We start from the raw sequence: 15,606 nt of genomic DNA, 5'->3' as shown, positions 1-15,606 counted from the left end.
AAAACTATTATACGCATTCGCTTAAGGATGTACAAGGAAGGATGTGCACTCAACCAAAATAAGCTTCTATATAAATCCGGTGACAAGCTTATGCATACAATGCTAGCTTTCCTTCGGAAAGCTTTCAGGCGGACGTTGACTGAACAAGCATATAGAGAGGTACTAATATTTTCATATCTGTGGTACGGTGCTTGCGACGCATAGTAAACCTTTGAGAAAGACCAACTAATGGATAAAATGACCCTGCGGGTGAAGGATGCTGGTGCCTCTCTCACCGGTCGCCTGTAAGGAGCTGTATTGTTGTACTTTTTGCAGGATTCCTTAAATAATAATACTGGCTAAGCTCCAATTGTTGCATTATTTGCACAAATTCCGACGTTTTGAGCAAGTTAGCGTAGGATTTGTTGCAATTCGTGCAGGATTTTAGCATAGACCGCTTCTACGGGGCAGCATTGTTGCAATTCGTGCAGGATTCCTTAAAAAATGGTACGGCTGTGAAACATGGGGCATATCCCTCGGCGCAGCATTCCTGTACATCAACTAAAAAGGGCATCACGCAGCCGAATGCGGCTTGCGTGACGCCCTGAAATCAGAACAGCTCTAAATATTATTTGATCGTAAACAGTGACAGCTTGCTCTCCAGTTGGGTAGAAGCCCCTTGCAGCTTGTTCGACAAGGCTACGAGATGATCACTGACATTCTGCTGCTCACTGCTGAGCGACGCAACCTCTTCCGAGGTTGCCGAGGATTGCTGCGCCACCGCACTTACATTCCCCATAGCATCGGATAGCACGCCCTGTGAATGGTTCAGACTGTCGATGGCCCCTGTTACAGACTCCAGACTCGTAATAAAGTCCTCCATTTGACCCTTAACGGACACGAAAATCTCACTGGTACTCTTCACGGATACCATCTGCTCCTTGAACAGCGGAGCCACTTCAGACAGGACAGCAACCGTCTCATCCATCTCAGCTACGATCTTATCTGTAATACCGGCGACCAGAGCAATGGATTGTTTGGATTGGTCGGCAAGCTCACGGACCTCCCCTGCGACTACCATGAAGCCACGGCCGGCTTCGCCTGCTCTCGCTGCTTCAATCGTTGCATTCAGAGACAAAATGTTCGTCTGCTGGGTAATATTCTTCATCACATCCAGCACCTTGATTACGGAATATACCGTTTCCTTGAGATTATTGACTCTATCCACCAGAGCAGAGGTCATTTCACCTGTACGTCCGGTCTGATCCAGCAGCGCTTCCAGCTGTACAGCACCCTGTCCGCTGGCTTCCCCAACTCCACGGGCTGCCTGATCCATCTCGGAGTTGGCTGCGATAACACTCTGCATCTGCGTAGCAATCAGGTCAGTCAGTTCATTGCCGCGCTCGGCTTCCTGGGCCAGACTTCCGGCACCGCCGGCAATCTCTTCCGTGGCCGCAGCAATCTCCTTGGCGGAGATCGCCGTCTTGCGCGAGGCATCCCCCAGCTCACCCGCAGTCTCAAGGACTTCGCGGGCTGTATCTGTAGTCTGGGCTACCAGCTCAGTAATCTTACCCATCATCATATTGAAGGAAGCCGACAGCTGGCCGATCTCATCCTTCGAGACATACTCTGTACGGACACTCAGGTTGCCTTCGGCTCCCTCCAGCATCAGGTCCTTGAGGCGTGCCAGCGGCTTGGCGATCAACTGGACCATCCAGAAGCCGACAATCATAGCAAGCACGGCTGCCGCTCCCGCAGCAAGGAAGGTGGTAAACAGAATCGGCGTGGCAGCTTGAACCAGTTGTCCGGTAGGAACTACACCGGCAAGCTTCCAGTCTGCCTTCTGCATCGGGTTGTACACAGCAAGGATATTCTTGCCGTTCTCATCCTTCGCTTCCGTGCTGTCATTGTTCACCTTGCTGTCCTTGATGAAATTCAGTACGGTGGCTTTGCCGTCCTCTTCAGGCTGCGAGGATGCCACTACGATTCCATCCGGGGCAACCAGTTGAATCCGTGAGCCATCCCCAAGCTGCACACTCTTGAAGGCTTCTTCCAGAAGGGTGCTCTTAAGCTCCAGCATGACTACATAAGAGGCATTGGAGCCCAGATTCTTAAGCGTTCTGACCATGGCCAGGTTCTTGCCGCCGCTGCCTTCAACGGCTGTAGGGAACCAGTAGTTCTGGGCGGATTTGGCTTCTTCCGTATAATAAGGCTCATAAGAGCTTGAATTCTTGACCACAGTCTTGTACCATTCCTGAGCTCTCACATCATCACCCGCGAGACCGGTGCTTCCGCTGGAGACGATCCCCATCTCAGGGTCCTCCGGAATGAGTGATATGGCGACGATATTGGCATCTGTTGTCGTCTGGCTGGACAGCTTCTTACTGATTGCATCTGTAGCCACGAACTTATCGTAGCTGCTCTTCGCTGAGGACAGCTCTGTCAGATTGGCCTGCATCTGTGTATCAAAATATAACTGAAGCGCGAGACTCTCATACTGCTTCAAGGTAATATCCAGCTTCTCTGAGGTCTGAATAATCGTCTGCCGGTTGGCTTCAGACACATTCTCTTTAATTGTATTCTTCGCTTTGTTGTAAGACAGAAGTCCTAAGAACAGGACCACCACCACGATAGAAGATAAGAAGATCAGGAACAGCTTCACCCCAACGGATTTAGTCGGGTTCACCCTCTTCACCTGTCGTAGCGAGCTGTTCAATACTGTCCTGTAATTTCTCTTCTCTGCCGTGTTGCTTGTTGTCTGTGAAGCTTCTGTCTTTTGGGCCTTAGCCTTTTGTATGCTCTTTGGCTTTTTACTGTTTTTCGCCACTTTTACCCTACTCTCCTTCGTTTTATCTGTCTTGTTGTCCGGATTGGGAGCTCCCATAACCATCACCTGCCTATCTCCTAGATTGGAAGATATATGTAAGCGTTACCTGCCCTATATATCGGCACAAAGTCTCATTTTTCTTAGCATTATTTGCAAATTGCTTCAATACTCATATATTTTTGTCGAATTGCATAGGCAATTTGATACAAAATAACCCCACAAAGTGGAGCATTAGCGTAGGTGCTTACTCAGATACTTTGCGGGGGCCCCAAAACACCTCTTTTTTAGCACGCAAAAAAAAAGGAATGCCCATGTGTAAACGGGCATCCCTTAGTGTGTAAAGCTATTATTTTCGCTTGCGCATCATATCGAAATAAGCAACAGGCTGATCCACCTTCATCCGCACACGCTGAAGCGGGTGACGGGCCACATCCAGCGGATTGCCGGCCTCATCCCACAGCTCGCCAACGGTCTGCTTGAAGAAGGTGTCATCCGGGCCGAAGAACTCAACTTCCTGTCCCGGCTTGAAGTTATTGCGCTGCTGAACGAGCGCCATCCCGCTCTCTGCATCATACTCCAGCACCAGTCCCGCGAAATCATACGGAGCCGCCTTCTCTTCGGGTTCATAGATGTGGTCCTCATGGTCCGGTGTGTCGTAGAAGAAGCCGGTATTCAGCGGACGGTTAGCCGCCTTCTGCAGCTCCTCCAGCCATTCGGGCTTCAGCACATACCCTTCCGGGTCGGCCATGTAAGCATCTATGGCTTTGCGGTAGGCATTCACTACGGTTGCCACATAGTGAATCGATTTCATCCGGCCCTCAATCTTGAAGCTGTCAATTCCGGCTTCGATCAGGTCGGGAATGCTCTCCAGCATACACAGGTCCTTCGATCCCATAGTGAACGGGTTATCCTCGGGCTGATGCAGCGGCAGCTGGGTGATTCCGGGCTGTAACGCTTGAGGTGCCTCAGCTTGTTCCTCTTCAGATACCCAATTCCCTTCGGGACGGGCATCTTCGAACAGATCATACTTCCAGCGGCAGGATTGGCAGCAGCCTCCGCGGTTGGAGTCGCGGTCGGTGAAGTGGTTAGATAACACACAACGTCCGGAGTACGAGGAGCACATCGCGCCATGGATGAAGCTCTCGATCTCAATATCCACATGCTGCTTGATCTCGGCGATCTCCTCCAGGCTTGTCTCCCGGCCCAATACTACGCGCGGCAGACCTTCCTCCTTCCAATAAGAAACTGCCTGCCAGTTGAGCGTGGACTGCTGGGTGCTTAAGTGCACCTCTAGACCTGGTACCAGGCGCAGGGCAGTATCGACAATCACCGGATCGGCTACGATAATCGCTGCAATCCCGGCCTCATATAAATTACGCAGGTATTCTTCAATCCCCGCGATATCTTCATTGTGAGCATAGATATTGGTGGCTACGAATACTTTGGCACCGTATTTCTTGGCAAATTCCACACCCTCGCGCATTTCCTCGAAGGTGAAGTTATCCGCGCCTGAGCGCAGGCCGTATTTCTGTCCTCCGATATAGACTGCATCCGCGCCATAATGCACGGCGAATTTCAATTTCTCTAAGTTTCCTGCCGGAGCCAGGAGCTCCGGTCTGTCCAGACGGTAACGCTTGCCCTTGAACTGGGGCTTGGTCATGGTTCCCATTCCTGTTCTCCTTTCTGTGTCTCATCTTCTGCAAGAGTTTAAAGCTGACATCGGGTGGTACACGCTGCTGCGGTGAATTTGGACTTTCGGCCGCTGTTGTCTCCAGATGTTTAGAATTACTCCGCTTAGCGGATAACATCCGGAGACAAAGGCGGACGCTTCGCTCCTGCAGTTCCAAATTCCCCTCCGCTGCTGAACCCAATGATGATGGGATAAACCTTACAAGAGCTGAGACAAAACCTTTTATATTAATATACCTGCTCTTTATAGAAGAAACCGAACGACAGTTCACGCTCCGGGTCCTGCAAAGCCCGGACCTCCTCCAGCCAAGACTCCTCGAATGCATATTCGGCGGGATCAGCGGCGTAGACGTCCATCGCATGACGGTAAGCCTTAACGACAGCGACATTGTAGGCCGCAGGCTTCAGCAGACCTTCGATCTTCAGGCTGTGTACGCCAGCTTTTAATAAGAAATGGAGATCCTCCAGAATGCAGATATCATCCGAGCTCATAATATGCGTGCCGTTCTCGTCTTCATAGATCGGGAACTTCTCATTCGGACGCTCCGCTTCAATCAGGAACAGCCCGCGCTCCTTACCCAGGCTTCCGCCATCGCTCGGACGGCCCTGATGGGACATATAGCTTGCTACCAGCTTACGCTTGGAATGATAGATATTCGTCATCCCGTGTACCTGAACCTGGGCTTCCACCTCAAGGTTAGGGACCATTTCGGTCATCTCATCCATATTCAGCTCGCGTGCCAGAACGACCCGCGTGGCTCCCTTGCGGCCCCAGTAATTGGCTGTAGCATAATTGGTTGAGGTCATTTCCGCATTCCAGTGCAGCTTCATTCCCGGTGCTTCGGCTTTGACGGCCGCCAGTACGGCGGGATCACCGAACTCTACCCCATCCACACCCAGTTCACCGATGGCCTTCACATAAGCCGGAAGTTCCTCCAGCATAGTATTGGGAATCAGTCCATTGATGCTTACATATACCTTGCCGCCCCGGGCATGTGCCAGCTTAACCACAGCGGCCGTGTCTTCAAGTGTAAAATGTCCGGCAAGACGCATACCAAAGCGGTCATCGCCGACCAGCAGGGCACTCGCTCCTGCATCCAGCAGCGCTACCGCTTCTTCCAGAGAAGCCGCTGTCGCCAGCAGCTCCGGTGTGTTATTCATCGTGTTACCTCCTGTGCGTTGCTCATCCTTACTATTGTAGCGGGTTCTTACGGATTTTGTTTGCTTTTTTGAATATTGGCTAAATGTTCCTTGTAGGTTCTGGCAAATAAATGTCCCTGTGAGCCGTCCTTCTTAGTCACATAGAAGAAATAATCCGAGACCTCAGGCGTCATAGCTGCTTCAATCGACGCAAGACCTGGACTGCTGATCGGTCCAGGCGGCAAACCTGCCTGCTTATACGTATTATAAGGACTGTCTACCTTCAGGTCCTTCTCATACAGCCGCTCTTTCTGCTTGTCCAACAGGTACTGGACGGTAGCATCGATCTCCAGTTTCTGTCCCTTATCCAATCTGTTATAGATAATACCGGCCACCAGCGGACGTTCCTTGTCTACTACCACCTCGCGCTCCACCAGTGAAGCAACGGTCAGCAGCTCATGCAGCGAGAGCCCGCGGTTCGCCAGCTTCGCCTTCCACTCAGGAATCGTATCCAGCTTCTTCACCAGCTGCTCCAGCATCGCCCCGATGACTTCCTGCGGGGTGCTGTCCTTAGCCAGTTCATAGGTCTCCGGGAAAAGATACCCCTCCAGCCGGTGGCGCAGCAGCGGATTGTCCGGAATCTCCAGCTTGCTTACGGCTTCCATGCCCTTGCCGGAATCAATCAGCGTAAGGAAGACCTCCGGCTTCTGATTCCATGCAGCGGCCAGCTTCTCTGCCACCTGAACCGCAGTATACCCTTCAGGGATTGTAAAAGTAACGGTAGCTTCCTTCACAACATCTCCGGCATTCAACCGGCTGATCAGCGTATCGTAGGAGTCGCCGGGGCTTACCTGATACGTGCCGGCCTTGAAGCTGGAGCCCTCCTGGACCCATTTCAGATATCCTTTGAAGAACAGGCTATGCTTGATAATGCCCTCTTGCTCAAGCAGGTCGGCAATTTGGGAGCTTCCCATACCCTTCTCTATTGTAACCGTTACGGCCGGCCCTGCGGGCTTGACCGGCTGCATTCCATTCCAGATGTACCATGCTCCTCCTCCTGCAGCTGCTGCCAGGACCAGAATTAAGATAAGCACAGTGCGGATCACGGCTTTCAAATGTTACGCCTCACTTTCCGACTATAAAGTATAAAATTGTATTGTCCAAAATTCAACCTATTTTTATAGCATAAGCTTTTTTCAGGCAAACGGAAAGATTATTTCGTCCCTCATAAGCAAAAAGAGCGCGGAAAAATTCCGCCCTCTTCCGTATTTGCCATACATGAAGTTGCTGCAGACGACGACTACTCGCTATCCGCAGGGAAGGTGAGCTCATCGTACAGCTCGGAAATATCCTCCCACTCTTCATCGTCCATAATGCTCTCCAGTTCCGGAAGTCCGTCCGGAGAAACTACGATGCGCAGAATTTCCTGCTCCGCAGCTCTTCCCGATCCGGCCAGAACGGCATAAGCACGGTCACCCACAGCAAATTCTGCAATAATATCGTAAACGGAAGACTTGCCCTGCTCATCCTCCAGTTCTACTGTTTCTCCATATACTTCCTTGAGCTTAGAAGTCCATACCGCTTGATCAGCGGAAAACTCAGTCATTCTCTGCTCCTCCATCCAGCTCGTCAACCAAAGTATTGAAGGTCTCCTCTACGATGGCCCACTCCTCGTCGTTCTCAATCATGAAGAGTTGCAGATCGTCGCCGTCTTCCTCATAACGGAACGCGTAGACCTCATCTGTCTCCTCATCCTCGGAATCGAGCGGAACCACCATCATATACTTGGCATCCGATCCGTCCACTTCAAACTTCATGATGACCTCGAATTCCTCTTCATTACCTTCCTCATCAGGAATATAGATAATTTCCGGTTCCTCTTCTTGGCCGATCTGTTCGTTTGTCATATCCGCACACCCCTCACCTTTTACTGTTAGCATCCAAAAAATTTTGCAAAATCAGCGCTGCGGCCATTTTGTCCACCAGCCCCTTGCGTTTCTTCCGGCTGACGTCCCCGTCAATCAGCACCCGCTCAGCAGATACCGTCGTCAGACGCTCATCCCAAAGGTGTACGGGTAAATCGAATTGCTCCCGCAGCTTATCCGCGAATTCGATGCAAATTTCACCACGGGGTCCAACGGAGCCGTTCATGTTCTTCGGCAGCCCGACGACAATCTCGCCGATTTCGTGCTCCTTGACCAGCTCACGGATGCGGTCGAATTCATTGCCGTTGCCGCGCCGCTCAATGGTCTCCAGAGACTGTGCTGTCCATCCGAAAATATCGCTTGTGGCGACACCGATTCTGCGGTCGCCGTAATCCAGTCCCAGCTTCTTCATCATTTGGGCTGGTCCACCCGATGATTGGCCAGATAGAAACGGACCAGTTCTTCGATCAGCTCATCACGCTCTTTCCTCCGGACCAAACTTCTCGCATTGTTGTGGCGTGGAATGTAAGCCGGATCTCCTGAAAGAAGATATCCTACGATCTGATTGATCGGATGATATTCTTTCTCCACCAGCGCGTCGTACACGGCGAGCAGTATTTCCTGGGGAGAGGCTTCCTTTTCGTCGCCCTTCACATTGAATTTGACCGTTTTGTCCATGGAGTCCATGTGGTGACACCTTCCTTCTGCAAAATCACCCTGATTCGGGCGGCTTCGCAAAGTTGCTGCTGTACAGCTCACTTGCTGCCCTCATCATAACATATTCATGCCCCAACGAGGAAATCCTGCCATAGTTAAAGCGCTTTTTTTGGCATTTTGTCTACAAAAATAGATGTTTTTTTGGGTTTTAAGCTATTGCAAGCCCTGGGTCAATAATGAATAACCCCAAAAAATATACATTGTGTGAATAAAGCAGCGGCACCGAGAAAATGCCCTCAGCACCGCTGCTTCCCAACCCTTGATAGAAATCCACAGTTTCTTACAGACAGGAATTACTGTATACCGCTTAAGCCTGTGCGGCTACCAGTTCCTCGGCCTTCTTCAAGGCTTCGCCCAGCTTGGAAGCGTCCTTGCCTCCGGCCTGCGCCATATCGGGACGTCCGCCGCCGCCGCCGCCGCAGACTGCAGCGATCTCCTTCACCAGCTTGCCGGCATGGAAGCCCTTCTTCACCAGCTCCTGAGGCACGGCTACCACGAAGTTCACCTTGTCATCCATTGCAGCACCAAGTACCAGTATGGCCTCCGGGAGCTTGGACTTCAGTTCGTCCGCTGTCGAGCGCAAAGCATCGATATTGCCAGCTTGCACGGAGACCGCAAGAAGCTGCGTTCCTCCGCCTACTGTGATTACACTGCTGGTCAGCTCTGCTGCGAAGGTTGCGCTCAGCTTGGACTGGAGCGATTCATTCTCACGGCCCAGCTCGCGTACCTGGGCATGCAGGGTCTCAATCCGCTTCGGCACATCGGTCAGCGAAGATTTGAGCAGGCCTGCCGATTGCTTCAGCAGGTCCAGCTGACTCTCCGTGAACTGATAGGCGTAACGGCCAGTCACAGCTTCAATCCGGCGCACCCCGGAACCGATGCCGCTCTCGCTGAGCAGCTTGAAGATTCCGATCTGCGCTGTATTAGACACATGGCATCCGCCGCACAGCTCCAGGCTGTAGTCGCCAACTTGAACGACACGGACAACATTGCCGTATTTCTCTCCGAAGAGGGCCATCGCTCCCATAGCTTTGGCTTCATCTATCGGCTTATTCTCAATGACTACTGGAAGGCTGCGCCAGATCTGCGCGTTCACGCGCTGCTCAATATCGCTGAGCTCCTCTGGAGTAATGGCTCCAAAATGCGAGAAGTCGAACCGCAGGCGTGAGCCTTCTACTAAAGAGCCAGCCTGATTCACGTGGCTGCCCAGCACTTCCTTCAGCGCCTTGTGCAGCAAGTGGGTGGCCGTGTGGTTCTTCACGATATCCTCGCGCTCCGCCCGGTTCACTTCGGCACGGACGGTATCGCCGACCTTCAGATCGCCTGCTTCCACCGTAACCAGATGAACATGCTGGCCGTGCGGTGCTTTGAAGAGGCCGTTCACCTTAGCGGTCACTGATCCGCCGGTCAGAACGCCGGTATCGCTGACTTGACCGCCGCTTTCTGCATAGAATGGTGTTGACGCCAGGATCACCTGACACTCGGCGCCTTCGCTAACTGTATCCTGAAGCGCGCCGTCAACCACAATCGCCAGCACCTTGGACTCTGTTACCGTGTCATTATATCCAACAAATTCACTTTTAACCGTAAGCTCAGCCAGGGCACCGCCCTGAATCTTCATGCTGGCGCTGTCCTGACGGGCTGCTCTCGCCCGGTCCCGCTGCTCCTGCATCGCGGCATCGAAGCCGGCGCGGTCTACGGCAAGCCCCTGCTCGGACGCAAAGTCCTCGGTCAGGTCAAACGGGAAGCCATACGTGTCATAGAGCTTGAACGCATCGGCACCGGCAATGGTGCTCAGGCCGTCCGCTTTGGCTTTGGCACTGATCTCGCCGAGGATCGCCAGACCATCGGACAGCGTTTCGTGGAAGCGTTCCTCTTCCAGACGGATGATTTTGGCGATATATTCACGGTTCTCGACCACGGAAGGATAGTATACTCCCATAATCTCTCCAACGGTCTCAGTCAACTCGTGCAGGAACGGACGGTCCAGTCCCAGCGTCTTGCCGTAGCGTACAGCGCGGCGGAGCAGACGGCGGATAATATAGCCGCGTCCTTCATTGGAAGGAAGCACGCCGTCACCCACCGCAAATGTAACGGTACGCACATGGTCGGCAATGACTTTTAGCGCGATATCCTGTTCAACATTATCCTTGTAGGTTACACCGGCAAGCCCGGCGGTCTTCTGGATAATCGGCTGGAACAGATCGGTATCGAAGTTGGAATCCACATCCTGGAGAATGGAAGCGAAGCGCTCCAGGCCTGCACCGGTATCAATATTCTTGTTGGGAAGCGGCGTATAGCTGCCGTCCTTATTATGGTTGAATTGCGAGAATACGAGGTTCCAGACCTCCAGCCAGCGCTCATTCTCACCGCCCGGATACATCTCCGGATCACTCATATCACTGCCGTACGCTTCACCGCGGTCATAGAAAATCTCCGAGCACGGGCCGCACGGGCCTTCTCCGATATCCCAGAAGTTCTCGTCGCCCAGCTTAATGATGCGTTCTGCGGGCAGGCCGACCTTCTCATTCCACAGCTTGAACGCTTCTTCGTCCTCAGCATACACGGTCACAGAAATCCGGTCGCCGTCGAAGCCGATCCACTCCTTGCCGGTCAGGAATTCCCAAGCCCAAGTGATGGCCTCTTCCTTGAAGTAATCGCCGATAGAGAAGTTACCCAGCATCTCAAAGAACGTATGGTGGCGGCGCGTCTTGCCCACATTCTCAATATCGTTGGTGCGGATACATTTCTGCGAGTTCGTCAGGCGGGGATTCTCCGGAATCTCCCGGCCGTCGAAGTACGCCTTCAGCGGCGCCATACCTGCGTTAATCCACAGCAGCGAAGGGTCATTGTGGGGCACGAGCGAAGCGCTCGGCTCAATACGGTGGTTCTTGCTCTCAAAAAACTGCAGCCATTTGGAACGGATTTCACTTGCTTTCATCATGTACAGCTCCCGTCTCTTCATTAAAATGCGGCACGCTGGCCGGAAAACACTTTCTTGCCGTAACCGTTACACGAAAAATCAAAAACAAAAAACGCCCCTGAATATATATTCAGGGACGATGATTATCGCGGTACCACCCTGGTTATCGCCTTGATCCGTGAAGCACGGACACCTGCAGACGATCGCCTTGTGCGGCTGTTAACGGGTGCCCCCGGCGGGATTGTCCCCGCACTCCGAAATTAGCTTTCAGCCGGCCTGTCTCCCAGGTTCTCACACCCGATGCGGCAATCCGCAAAGGAACCTGTTCTCTGGTGAAGCCATGCTCCGGCGTACTTGTTTTCATCAACGCTTTGTCCGATTTGCTTTTTAACATTTCAAGTATAGCCAGCGGGTGGATATCTGTCAATCACAGGCCGTAATTTGCTGTAACAGGAGCTGATAATCGCTATGAAAAAGGTTATTTACAGCGCTTACACACAGGCGTATAATTTAATTATTCATAGCGTCGAGACGTAGCTCAGCTTGGTAGAGCGCTTGCTTCGGGAGTAAGAGGCCGCAGGTTCGAATCCTGTCGTCTCGACCATTTTTAATTAAGATTCGCGGCTTTGGGGTTCGCGATTTTTTGGCGTTTCAAAAAGCCTACTTCTGTCTTCCATGTTTAAAGGCAGTAATTATATATGTAGAGCCATCCTTAGATGGCTGATAGGAAACAATATAACGATCAATACGAATATAGATAGTAAGTATCTTTATAAGTCCTTGATGGAAAAAGCTTTCCTGACCGAGTCACCTTGTCCTCAATCCGCATGAACAGCTTTAATTTATACTCTGCTGTTTCCTGTGGTGAGAAGTGGATGCTCTCAATCTTGGAAAAGCTCTGAGCCGCGCTCTTAGTCCAGACTATCCGCATCAAAGTTCTCCATTTCTTATCATCTCGATCATTTGCTTTGAAGAGATAATTGAACCATGTATAATATCCTGTTTGGACTCTTGGATCATTCGTGCGATTTCGGGATCAGCATCAAGCTCAGCAATTTGCGCAGCTGAAAGAGCATCTGAGTTGTCCTGATACTGGATTATTTCGGATACTTCATACTCCATGTCATTAATTACAATCACAGATTTCTGGCTGTCATTGATAAAGGAACGATACACTTTTCCGCTCTTATCCTTTAATTCCAGATACATACTCACCACCCCTTTGTTCAATATTATATCCTGAATTCGGATTAACGGATACCTCTTCAGGATATAACAAATACAGACTACCTCCGCCCCGCCCACAGCCGTCTTCTCAGCTCCATCTCCTCATAGATCCGCTCCAGCGGCAGGCGCATGGACTGACCCGCTATATTGACAGGTGTGCCGGCGAGCCTAAGATTAATGGCCATCAGCCAGCGCTTTAGTCCGCGTTGCCGGGACAGGTAGGCTTTGGGATCAACGAGGAAGATGCAGATATTCAGTTGTCCATAGTAACGGATCAGGCGGATGTCCGAAATATCCTCCCACATCAAGCGTCCTCCCGGAATCGCCGAAGACTGGTCATCAATACCCTGGGCATCCACCACCAGCAGCGGGGAGCGGCGCAGCAGCATTATTAGATAGACGATGGCCGCCAGGCCAAACAGCACGGTGCAGGCAATTCCCAGCGTCCGCAAAAGGATGGCAAGATCCGTCGTAATCTCCCCGGATATTTTTAGCAGCCAGATCCCCACTATCACAAAAAGCAATGATCCCGCTAACAGCAAAACGATCTTGAACCAGAACGGCTTCACCACGAGCGGCTGGTAACCTCCATCGTTATACGGCTGGTAGTCCATTTAGTCGTCCTCCTTCAGGGCCTGCCATTGAACCGCAGCAGATACATCCCCTGTTTCTTGGGATTATAACTATAAATGGTACCCGAACACTCTACTCTCCGCAACAATTTTACCCATGAAAAGAAACATAATTGCACATGCGCACCAGCCGCTTTATTTCCGTATTCTTGGCAAGAATGCCGCCGGAATTAATGCCAAAATCGAGAAGGCAATCGTCCACATAAACGAATGATCGAAGGCAACAGCCAGTGCGGCCGGGTCACGAGTCAGGACGGAATTCAGTTCATTTTGCAAAATAATTGCGATAACCGATACGCCGAAGGCTCCGCCAATCTGCTGCATAATACGTGTGGTGCTGCTCGCATGCGGGACTTGCTTCGAGGACAGACCGATATAGGCAGAAGCCATAACCGGCAGAAAAACAGCCCCTAATCCAGCCCCCCTCACAATCAGGACTGCACTTAAAAAATAATAGCTGGTATCTGCGCCAAGCTGCGTCAGCGGCCAAGTGCCAAGGATGGTAAGGACCGTTCCGGCAAGCACTACGGGTCTAGATCCGATCTGATCCGTCAATTTGCCGGCCAGTGATCTGGTGAGCAGCATCCCGATGCCTTGGGGAACGAGCAGCAGGCCGGAGATCAGCACCGTTTCACCGCGGACTTGCTGGAGATACAGGGGCAGGAGCAGCATTGCACCATAGGTGGTCAAGCCAGATAGAAACAACAGTGTAGAGGACACGGTTAAGGAACGTACCCGGAACAGCCTGACATCGATCAATGCTTCGCTTCCTTTGCGGAGGGCATACACCACAAATACTGCTAAAAGCGCCACACCTGCTATGACTGGTGCAAGAACCTCAGTATGACCGAAGCCGTGGTGGGAGCTGACTTCTCCAAGACCGTACAGGATAAGCACGATAGCCGGAGACAGCATCAGCAATCCAGACATATCCAGCCGTAGCGTCCGGGCATTGTGCTCTTCCTTAGGGAGCCCTTTCCAAGCAACAATTATGGCAGCCACGCACAGCGGAATATTGACAAAGAAGATCCATCTCCAGCTCAAGTGATTAACGATTATTCCACCCAGCACCGGTCCCAGAATGGGCCCGAGCAGCGCTGGCAGAGCTATGGTCGCCATTTTTCTGCCCATATTGTCTCCTCCGTAGGCACGTACGGCCAAGGTCTGCATGATAGGCATCAGCAAGCCCCCGCCGATCCCCTGCAGGGTACGGAATAGAATCAGGCTCTCCACGTTCCACGCCATGCTGCACAGCACAGAGCCAATTAAAAACATCCCCAGCGAAAACAGCCACATCCTCCTTCCCCCAAACCGCTCCACGGCCCAGCCGCTTATCGGAATGACCATCGCAAGCGACAGCAGGTACCCGGTCATCACCCACTGAATCGTGGACACCGAGGCGTTAAATTCCCGGACCAGCGTATCAATCGCCACATTGGTTATCGTCGTATCGAATATTGGAGCCAGAATACCAAGCATAAGAATCCACATCAAGTTCTTCGCTGCTGCCTGCGGTTCAGACGGTTCAAGTGCTGGTTTAGCCTGATTTTGCAAGTGGGTCATCTCCCTTCAGTCACTAAATAAGAAACAAAAAGTTTCTTATTTGAGCTTATGATATACTATCCACATAGGAAACGCAACGAAATTCTCCAGTGGAGGTTGAGATAGAAATGCCCACTTCTCAAGAGCAGGATAAATTAAAGAACAGACGCAGAGGCAAGGAGCTGGAAGCCGCTATCCTGCAAGCTGTGCGGGAAGAGTTGACAGAGCAGGGGTACTCTAATCTTACGATGGAAAGTGTGGCCGAGCGCGCGGGAACAAGCAAAGCCGTACTCTATCGCCGGTGGGCCAACCGTGCTGAGCTAGTGCTTGCGGCCATCCGGGACCGTGTGCCCCTGCCGCTGGAGGAAGTGCCTGATCACGGGAATTTGAGGGATGATGTATGCGGGGTGCTGCGGGCCATGAACCAGAATAATATTCAAGCAATGTTGAATGCGTTCTACGGGCTTGTAGCGGAAATGGGCGATATGCCGCTGGCCTCCTATATTTTCCCCCATGGGCGTCAAAACAGGACCATGTCGATTTTGCTAGAGCGGGCTGTTGAGCGGGGAGAAGTGTCTGCCGAAGCCGTGACCCCCCGAATGCTCAGTCTGCCGTCCGATCTGGCCCGCCATGAGCTGATGCTGTATAACGCCCCCATGTCGGAGGAGACGATCGCCAATATTGTGGACGAGGTGTACCTGCCGCTGGTGTTGAAGCGGTAAACTCTTGTCAGGAACCTTTATGCCAATTCTTCAGCATCTCCTGTGCCTTGCGCTTATCTGTCAAAAGCAGCGTCTAAATGTGGAGCTGATGGGGGGTAAGTAGCTAGTGTTGCAAGTTTTGCAACTCGGATTCTATGTTATGGGGATAAACCGGGGGAATGTTGCACGAAATGCAAGATATCCTGCGTTAAGCTGCTTCAAGACGGGATAATCCTGCATTTTGTACAACAATACGGATAACAGTGGATGTAATGCGAGCAAATGTTGTAGTTTGTGCAGGATT

General features: G+C 51.8%; 14 protein-coding genes and 1 tRNA gene. 2 read left to right on the top strand and 13 right to left on the bottom strand.

The features are described from left to right. Positions 1 to 607 precede the first annotated feature (607 nt). The 10 genes from NSS83_RS28395 to NSS83_RS28350 all read right to left on the bottom strand — a co-directional run bounded on the left by NSS83_RS28395 (position 608) and on the right by NSS83_RS28350 (position 11,564). Positions 608 to 2,665: a methyl-accepting chemotaxis protein gene (locus NSS83_RS28395; protein WP_341187702.1), complete on the bottom strand. Its 2,058-nt coding sequence runs from the start codon at positions 2,663 to 2,665 to the stop codon at positions 608 to 610. A 487-nt stretch (positions 2,666 to 3,152) separates the two neighbouring features. Continuing rightward, positions 3,153 to 4,475 carry a U32 family peptidase gene (locus NSS83_RS28390; protein ID WP_341187701.1) on the bottom strand — a complete coding sequence of 441 codons (1,323 nt, stop codon included), beginning with the start codon at positions 4,473 to 4,475 and terminating at the stop codon, positions 3,153 to 3,155. Between the two features lie 248 nt (positions 4,476 to 4,723). Continuing rightward, positions 4,724 to 5,656 (bottom strand): peptidase U32 family protein, encoded by a 933-nt coding sequence (locus tag NSS83_RS28385; protein ID WP_341187700.1) that lies wholly within the window; start codon positions 5,654 to 5,656, stop codon positions 4,724 to 4,726. Between the two features lie 47 nt (positions 5,657 to 5,703). Further along, a complete protein-coding gene (gene mltG, locus NSS83_RS28380) occupies positions 5,704 to 6,750 on the bottom strand; it encodes an endolytic transglycosylase MltG (RefSeq protein WP_341187699.1) in 1,047 nt (348 codons plus the stop codon). Positions 6,751 to 6,935: 185 nt separating this feature from the next. After that, positions 6,936 to 7,241 (bottom strand): DUF1292 domain-containing protein, encoded by a 306-nt coding sequence (locus NSS83_RS28375; RefSeq protein ID WP_036722601.1) that lies wholly within the window; start codon positions 7,239 to 7,241, stop codon positions 6,936 to 6,938. Then, on the bottom strand, positions 7,234 to 7,542 hold the full coding sequence (locus NSS83_RS28370) for a DUF1292 domain-containing protein (protein ID WP_036696606.1): 309 nt from the start codon (positions 7,540 to 7,542) through the stop codon (positions 7,234 to 7,236). The genes NSS83_RS28375 and NSS83_RS28370 overlap by 8 nt, the downstream gene beginning before the upstream one ends. Before the next feature lie 13 nt (positions 7,543 to 7,555). Further along, a complete protein-coding gene (gene ruvX, locus NSS83_RS28365) occupies positions 7,556 to 7,972 on the bottom strand; it encodes a Holliday junction resolvase RuvX (RefSeq protein ID WP_341188111.1) in 417 nt (138 codons plus the stop codon). Next, positions 7,972 to 8,247 (bottom strand): IreB family regulatory phosphoprotein, encoded by a 276-nt coding sequence (locus NSS83_RS28360; protein ID WP_036696603.1) that lies wholly within the window; start codon positions 8,245 to 8,247, stop codon positions 7,972 to 7,974. Before NSS83_RS28360 ends, ruvX begins: the two co-directional genes overlap by 1 nt. A 337-nt stretch (positions 8,248 to 8,584) precedes the next feature. After that, complete coding sequence (gene alaS / locus NSS83_RS28355; protein WP_341188110.1) at positions 8,585 to 11,218, bottom strand: alanine--tRNA ligase; 2,634 nt, start codon at positions 11,216 to 11,218, stop codon at positions 8,585 to 8,587. A 145-nt stretch (positions 11,219 to 11,363) separates the two neighbouring features. After that, positions 11,364 to 11,564 (bottom strand): hypothetical protein, encoded by a 201-nt coding sequence (locus NSS83_RS28350; RefSeq protein WP_341346967.1) that lies wholly within the window; start codon positions 11,562 to 11,564, stop codon positions 11,364 to 11,366. 163 nt (positions 11,565 to 11,727) lie between these two features. On the opposite strand from NSS83_RS28350, the gene NSS83_RS28345 reads away from it, so the two are divergent. Next, a tRNA-Pro gene (locus NSS83_RS28345) sits at positions 11,728 to 11,804 on the top strand. A 326-nt stretch (positions 11,805 to 12,130) separates the two neighbouring features. Here the strand turns inward: NSS83_RS28345 and NSS83_RS28340 are convergent. The 3 genes from NSS83_RS28340 to NSS83_RS28330 all read right to left on the bottom strand — a co-directional run bounded on the left by NSS83_RS28340 (position 12,131) and on the right by NSS83_RS28330 (position 14,613). Further along, positions 12,131 to 12,409 carry a hypothetical protein gene (locus tag NSS83_RS28340; RefSeq protein WP_341187697.1) on the bottom strand — a complete coding sequence of 93 codons (279 nt, stop codon included), beginning with the start codon at positions 12,407 to 12,409 and terminating at the stop codon, positions 12,131 to 12,133. A gap of 77 nt (positions 12,410 to 12,486) precedes the next feature. Further along, the gene (locus NSS83_RS28335) at positions 12,487 to 13,041 is read right to left on the bottom strand and encodes an STM3941 family protein (RefSeq protein WP_341187696.1); all 555 of its coding nucleotides are present in this window, start codon (positions 13,039 to 13,041) and stop codon (positions 12,487 to 12,489) included. A 153-nt stretch (positions 13,042 to 13,194) separates the two neighbouring features. After that, the gene (locus NSS83_RS28330; protein WP_341346966.1) at positions 13,195 to 14,613 is read right to left on the bottom strand and encodes an MDR family MFS transporter; all 1,419 of its coding nucleotides are present in this window, start codon (positions 14,611 to 14,613) and stop codon (positions 13,195 to 13,197) included. A gap of 116 nt (positions 14,614 to 14,729) precedes the next feature. On the opposite strand from NSS83_RS28330, the gene NSS83_RS28325 reads away from it, so the two are divergent. Next, the gene (locus NSS83_RS28325) at positions 14,730 to 15,323 is read left to right on the top strand and encodes a TetR/AcrR family transcriptional regulator (RefSeq protein ID WP_341187694.1); all 594 of its coding nucleotides are present in this window, start codon (positions 14,730 to 14,732) and stop codon (positions 15,321 to 15,323) included. The last annotated feature ends 283 nt before the right edge of the window (positions 15,324 to 15,606 follow it).

It is taken from the genome of Paenibacillus sp. FSL H3-0469, assembly GCF_038051945.1.
Classification (GTDB): Bacteria; Bacillota; Bacilli; order Paenibacillales; family Paenibacillaceae; genus Paenibacillus_AQ.
This window is presented reverse-complemented; position numbering and strand designations above follow the sequence as displayed.

Bases quoted from the DNA above. Each gene is read 5' to 3' on its own strand.
- NSS83_RS28390 (WP_341187701.1), bottom strand. From the start codon at position 4,475: ATGGGAACCATGACCAAGCCCCAGTTCAAGGGCAAGCGTTACCGTCTG.
- NSS83_RS28385 (WP_341187700.1), bottom strand. From the start codon at position 5,656: ATGAATAACACACCGGAGCTGCTGGCGACAGCGGCTTCTCTGGAAGAA.
- NSS83_RS28375 (WP_036722601.1), bottom strand. From the start codon at position 7,241: ATGACTGAGTTTTCCGCTGATCAAGCGGTATGGACTTCTAAGCTCAAG.
- NSS83_RS28370 (WP_036696606.1), bottom strand. From the start codon at position 7,542: ATGACAAACGAACAGATCGGCCAAGAAGAGGAACCGGAAATTATCTAT.
- ruvX (WP_341188111.1), bottom strand. From the start codon at position 7,972: ATGAAGAAGCTGGGACTGGATTACGGCGACCGCAGAATCGGTGTCGCC.
- NSS83_RS28360 (WP_036696603.1), bottom strand. From the start codon at position 8,247: ATGGACTCCATGGACAAAACGGTCAAATTCAATGTGAAGGGCGACGAA.
- alaS (WP_341188110.1), bottom strand. From the start codon at position 11,218: ATGAAAGCAAGTGAAATCCGTTCCAAATGGCTGCAGTTTTTTGAGAGC.
- NSS83_RS28350 (WP_341346967.1), bottom strand. From the start codon at position 11,564: ATGAAAACAAGTACGCCGGAGCATGGCTTCACCAGAGAACAGGTTCCT.
- NSS83_RS28340 (WP_341187697.1), bottom strand. From the start codon at position 12,409: ATGTATCTGGAATTAAAGGATAAGAGCGGAAAAGTGTATCGTTCCTTT.
- NSS83_RS28335 (WP_341187696.1), bottom strand. From the start codon at position 13,041: ATGGACTACCAGCCGTATAACGATGGAGGTTACCAGCCGCTCGTGGTG.
- NSS83_RS28325 (WP_341187694.1), top strand. From the start codon at position 14,730: ATGCCCACTTCTCAAGAGCAGGATAAATTAAAGAACAGACGCAGAGGC.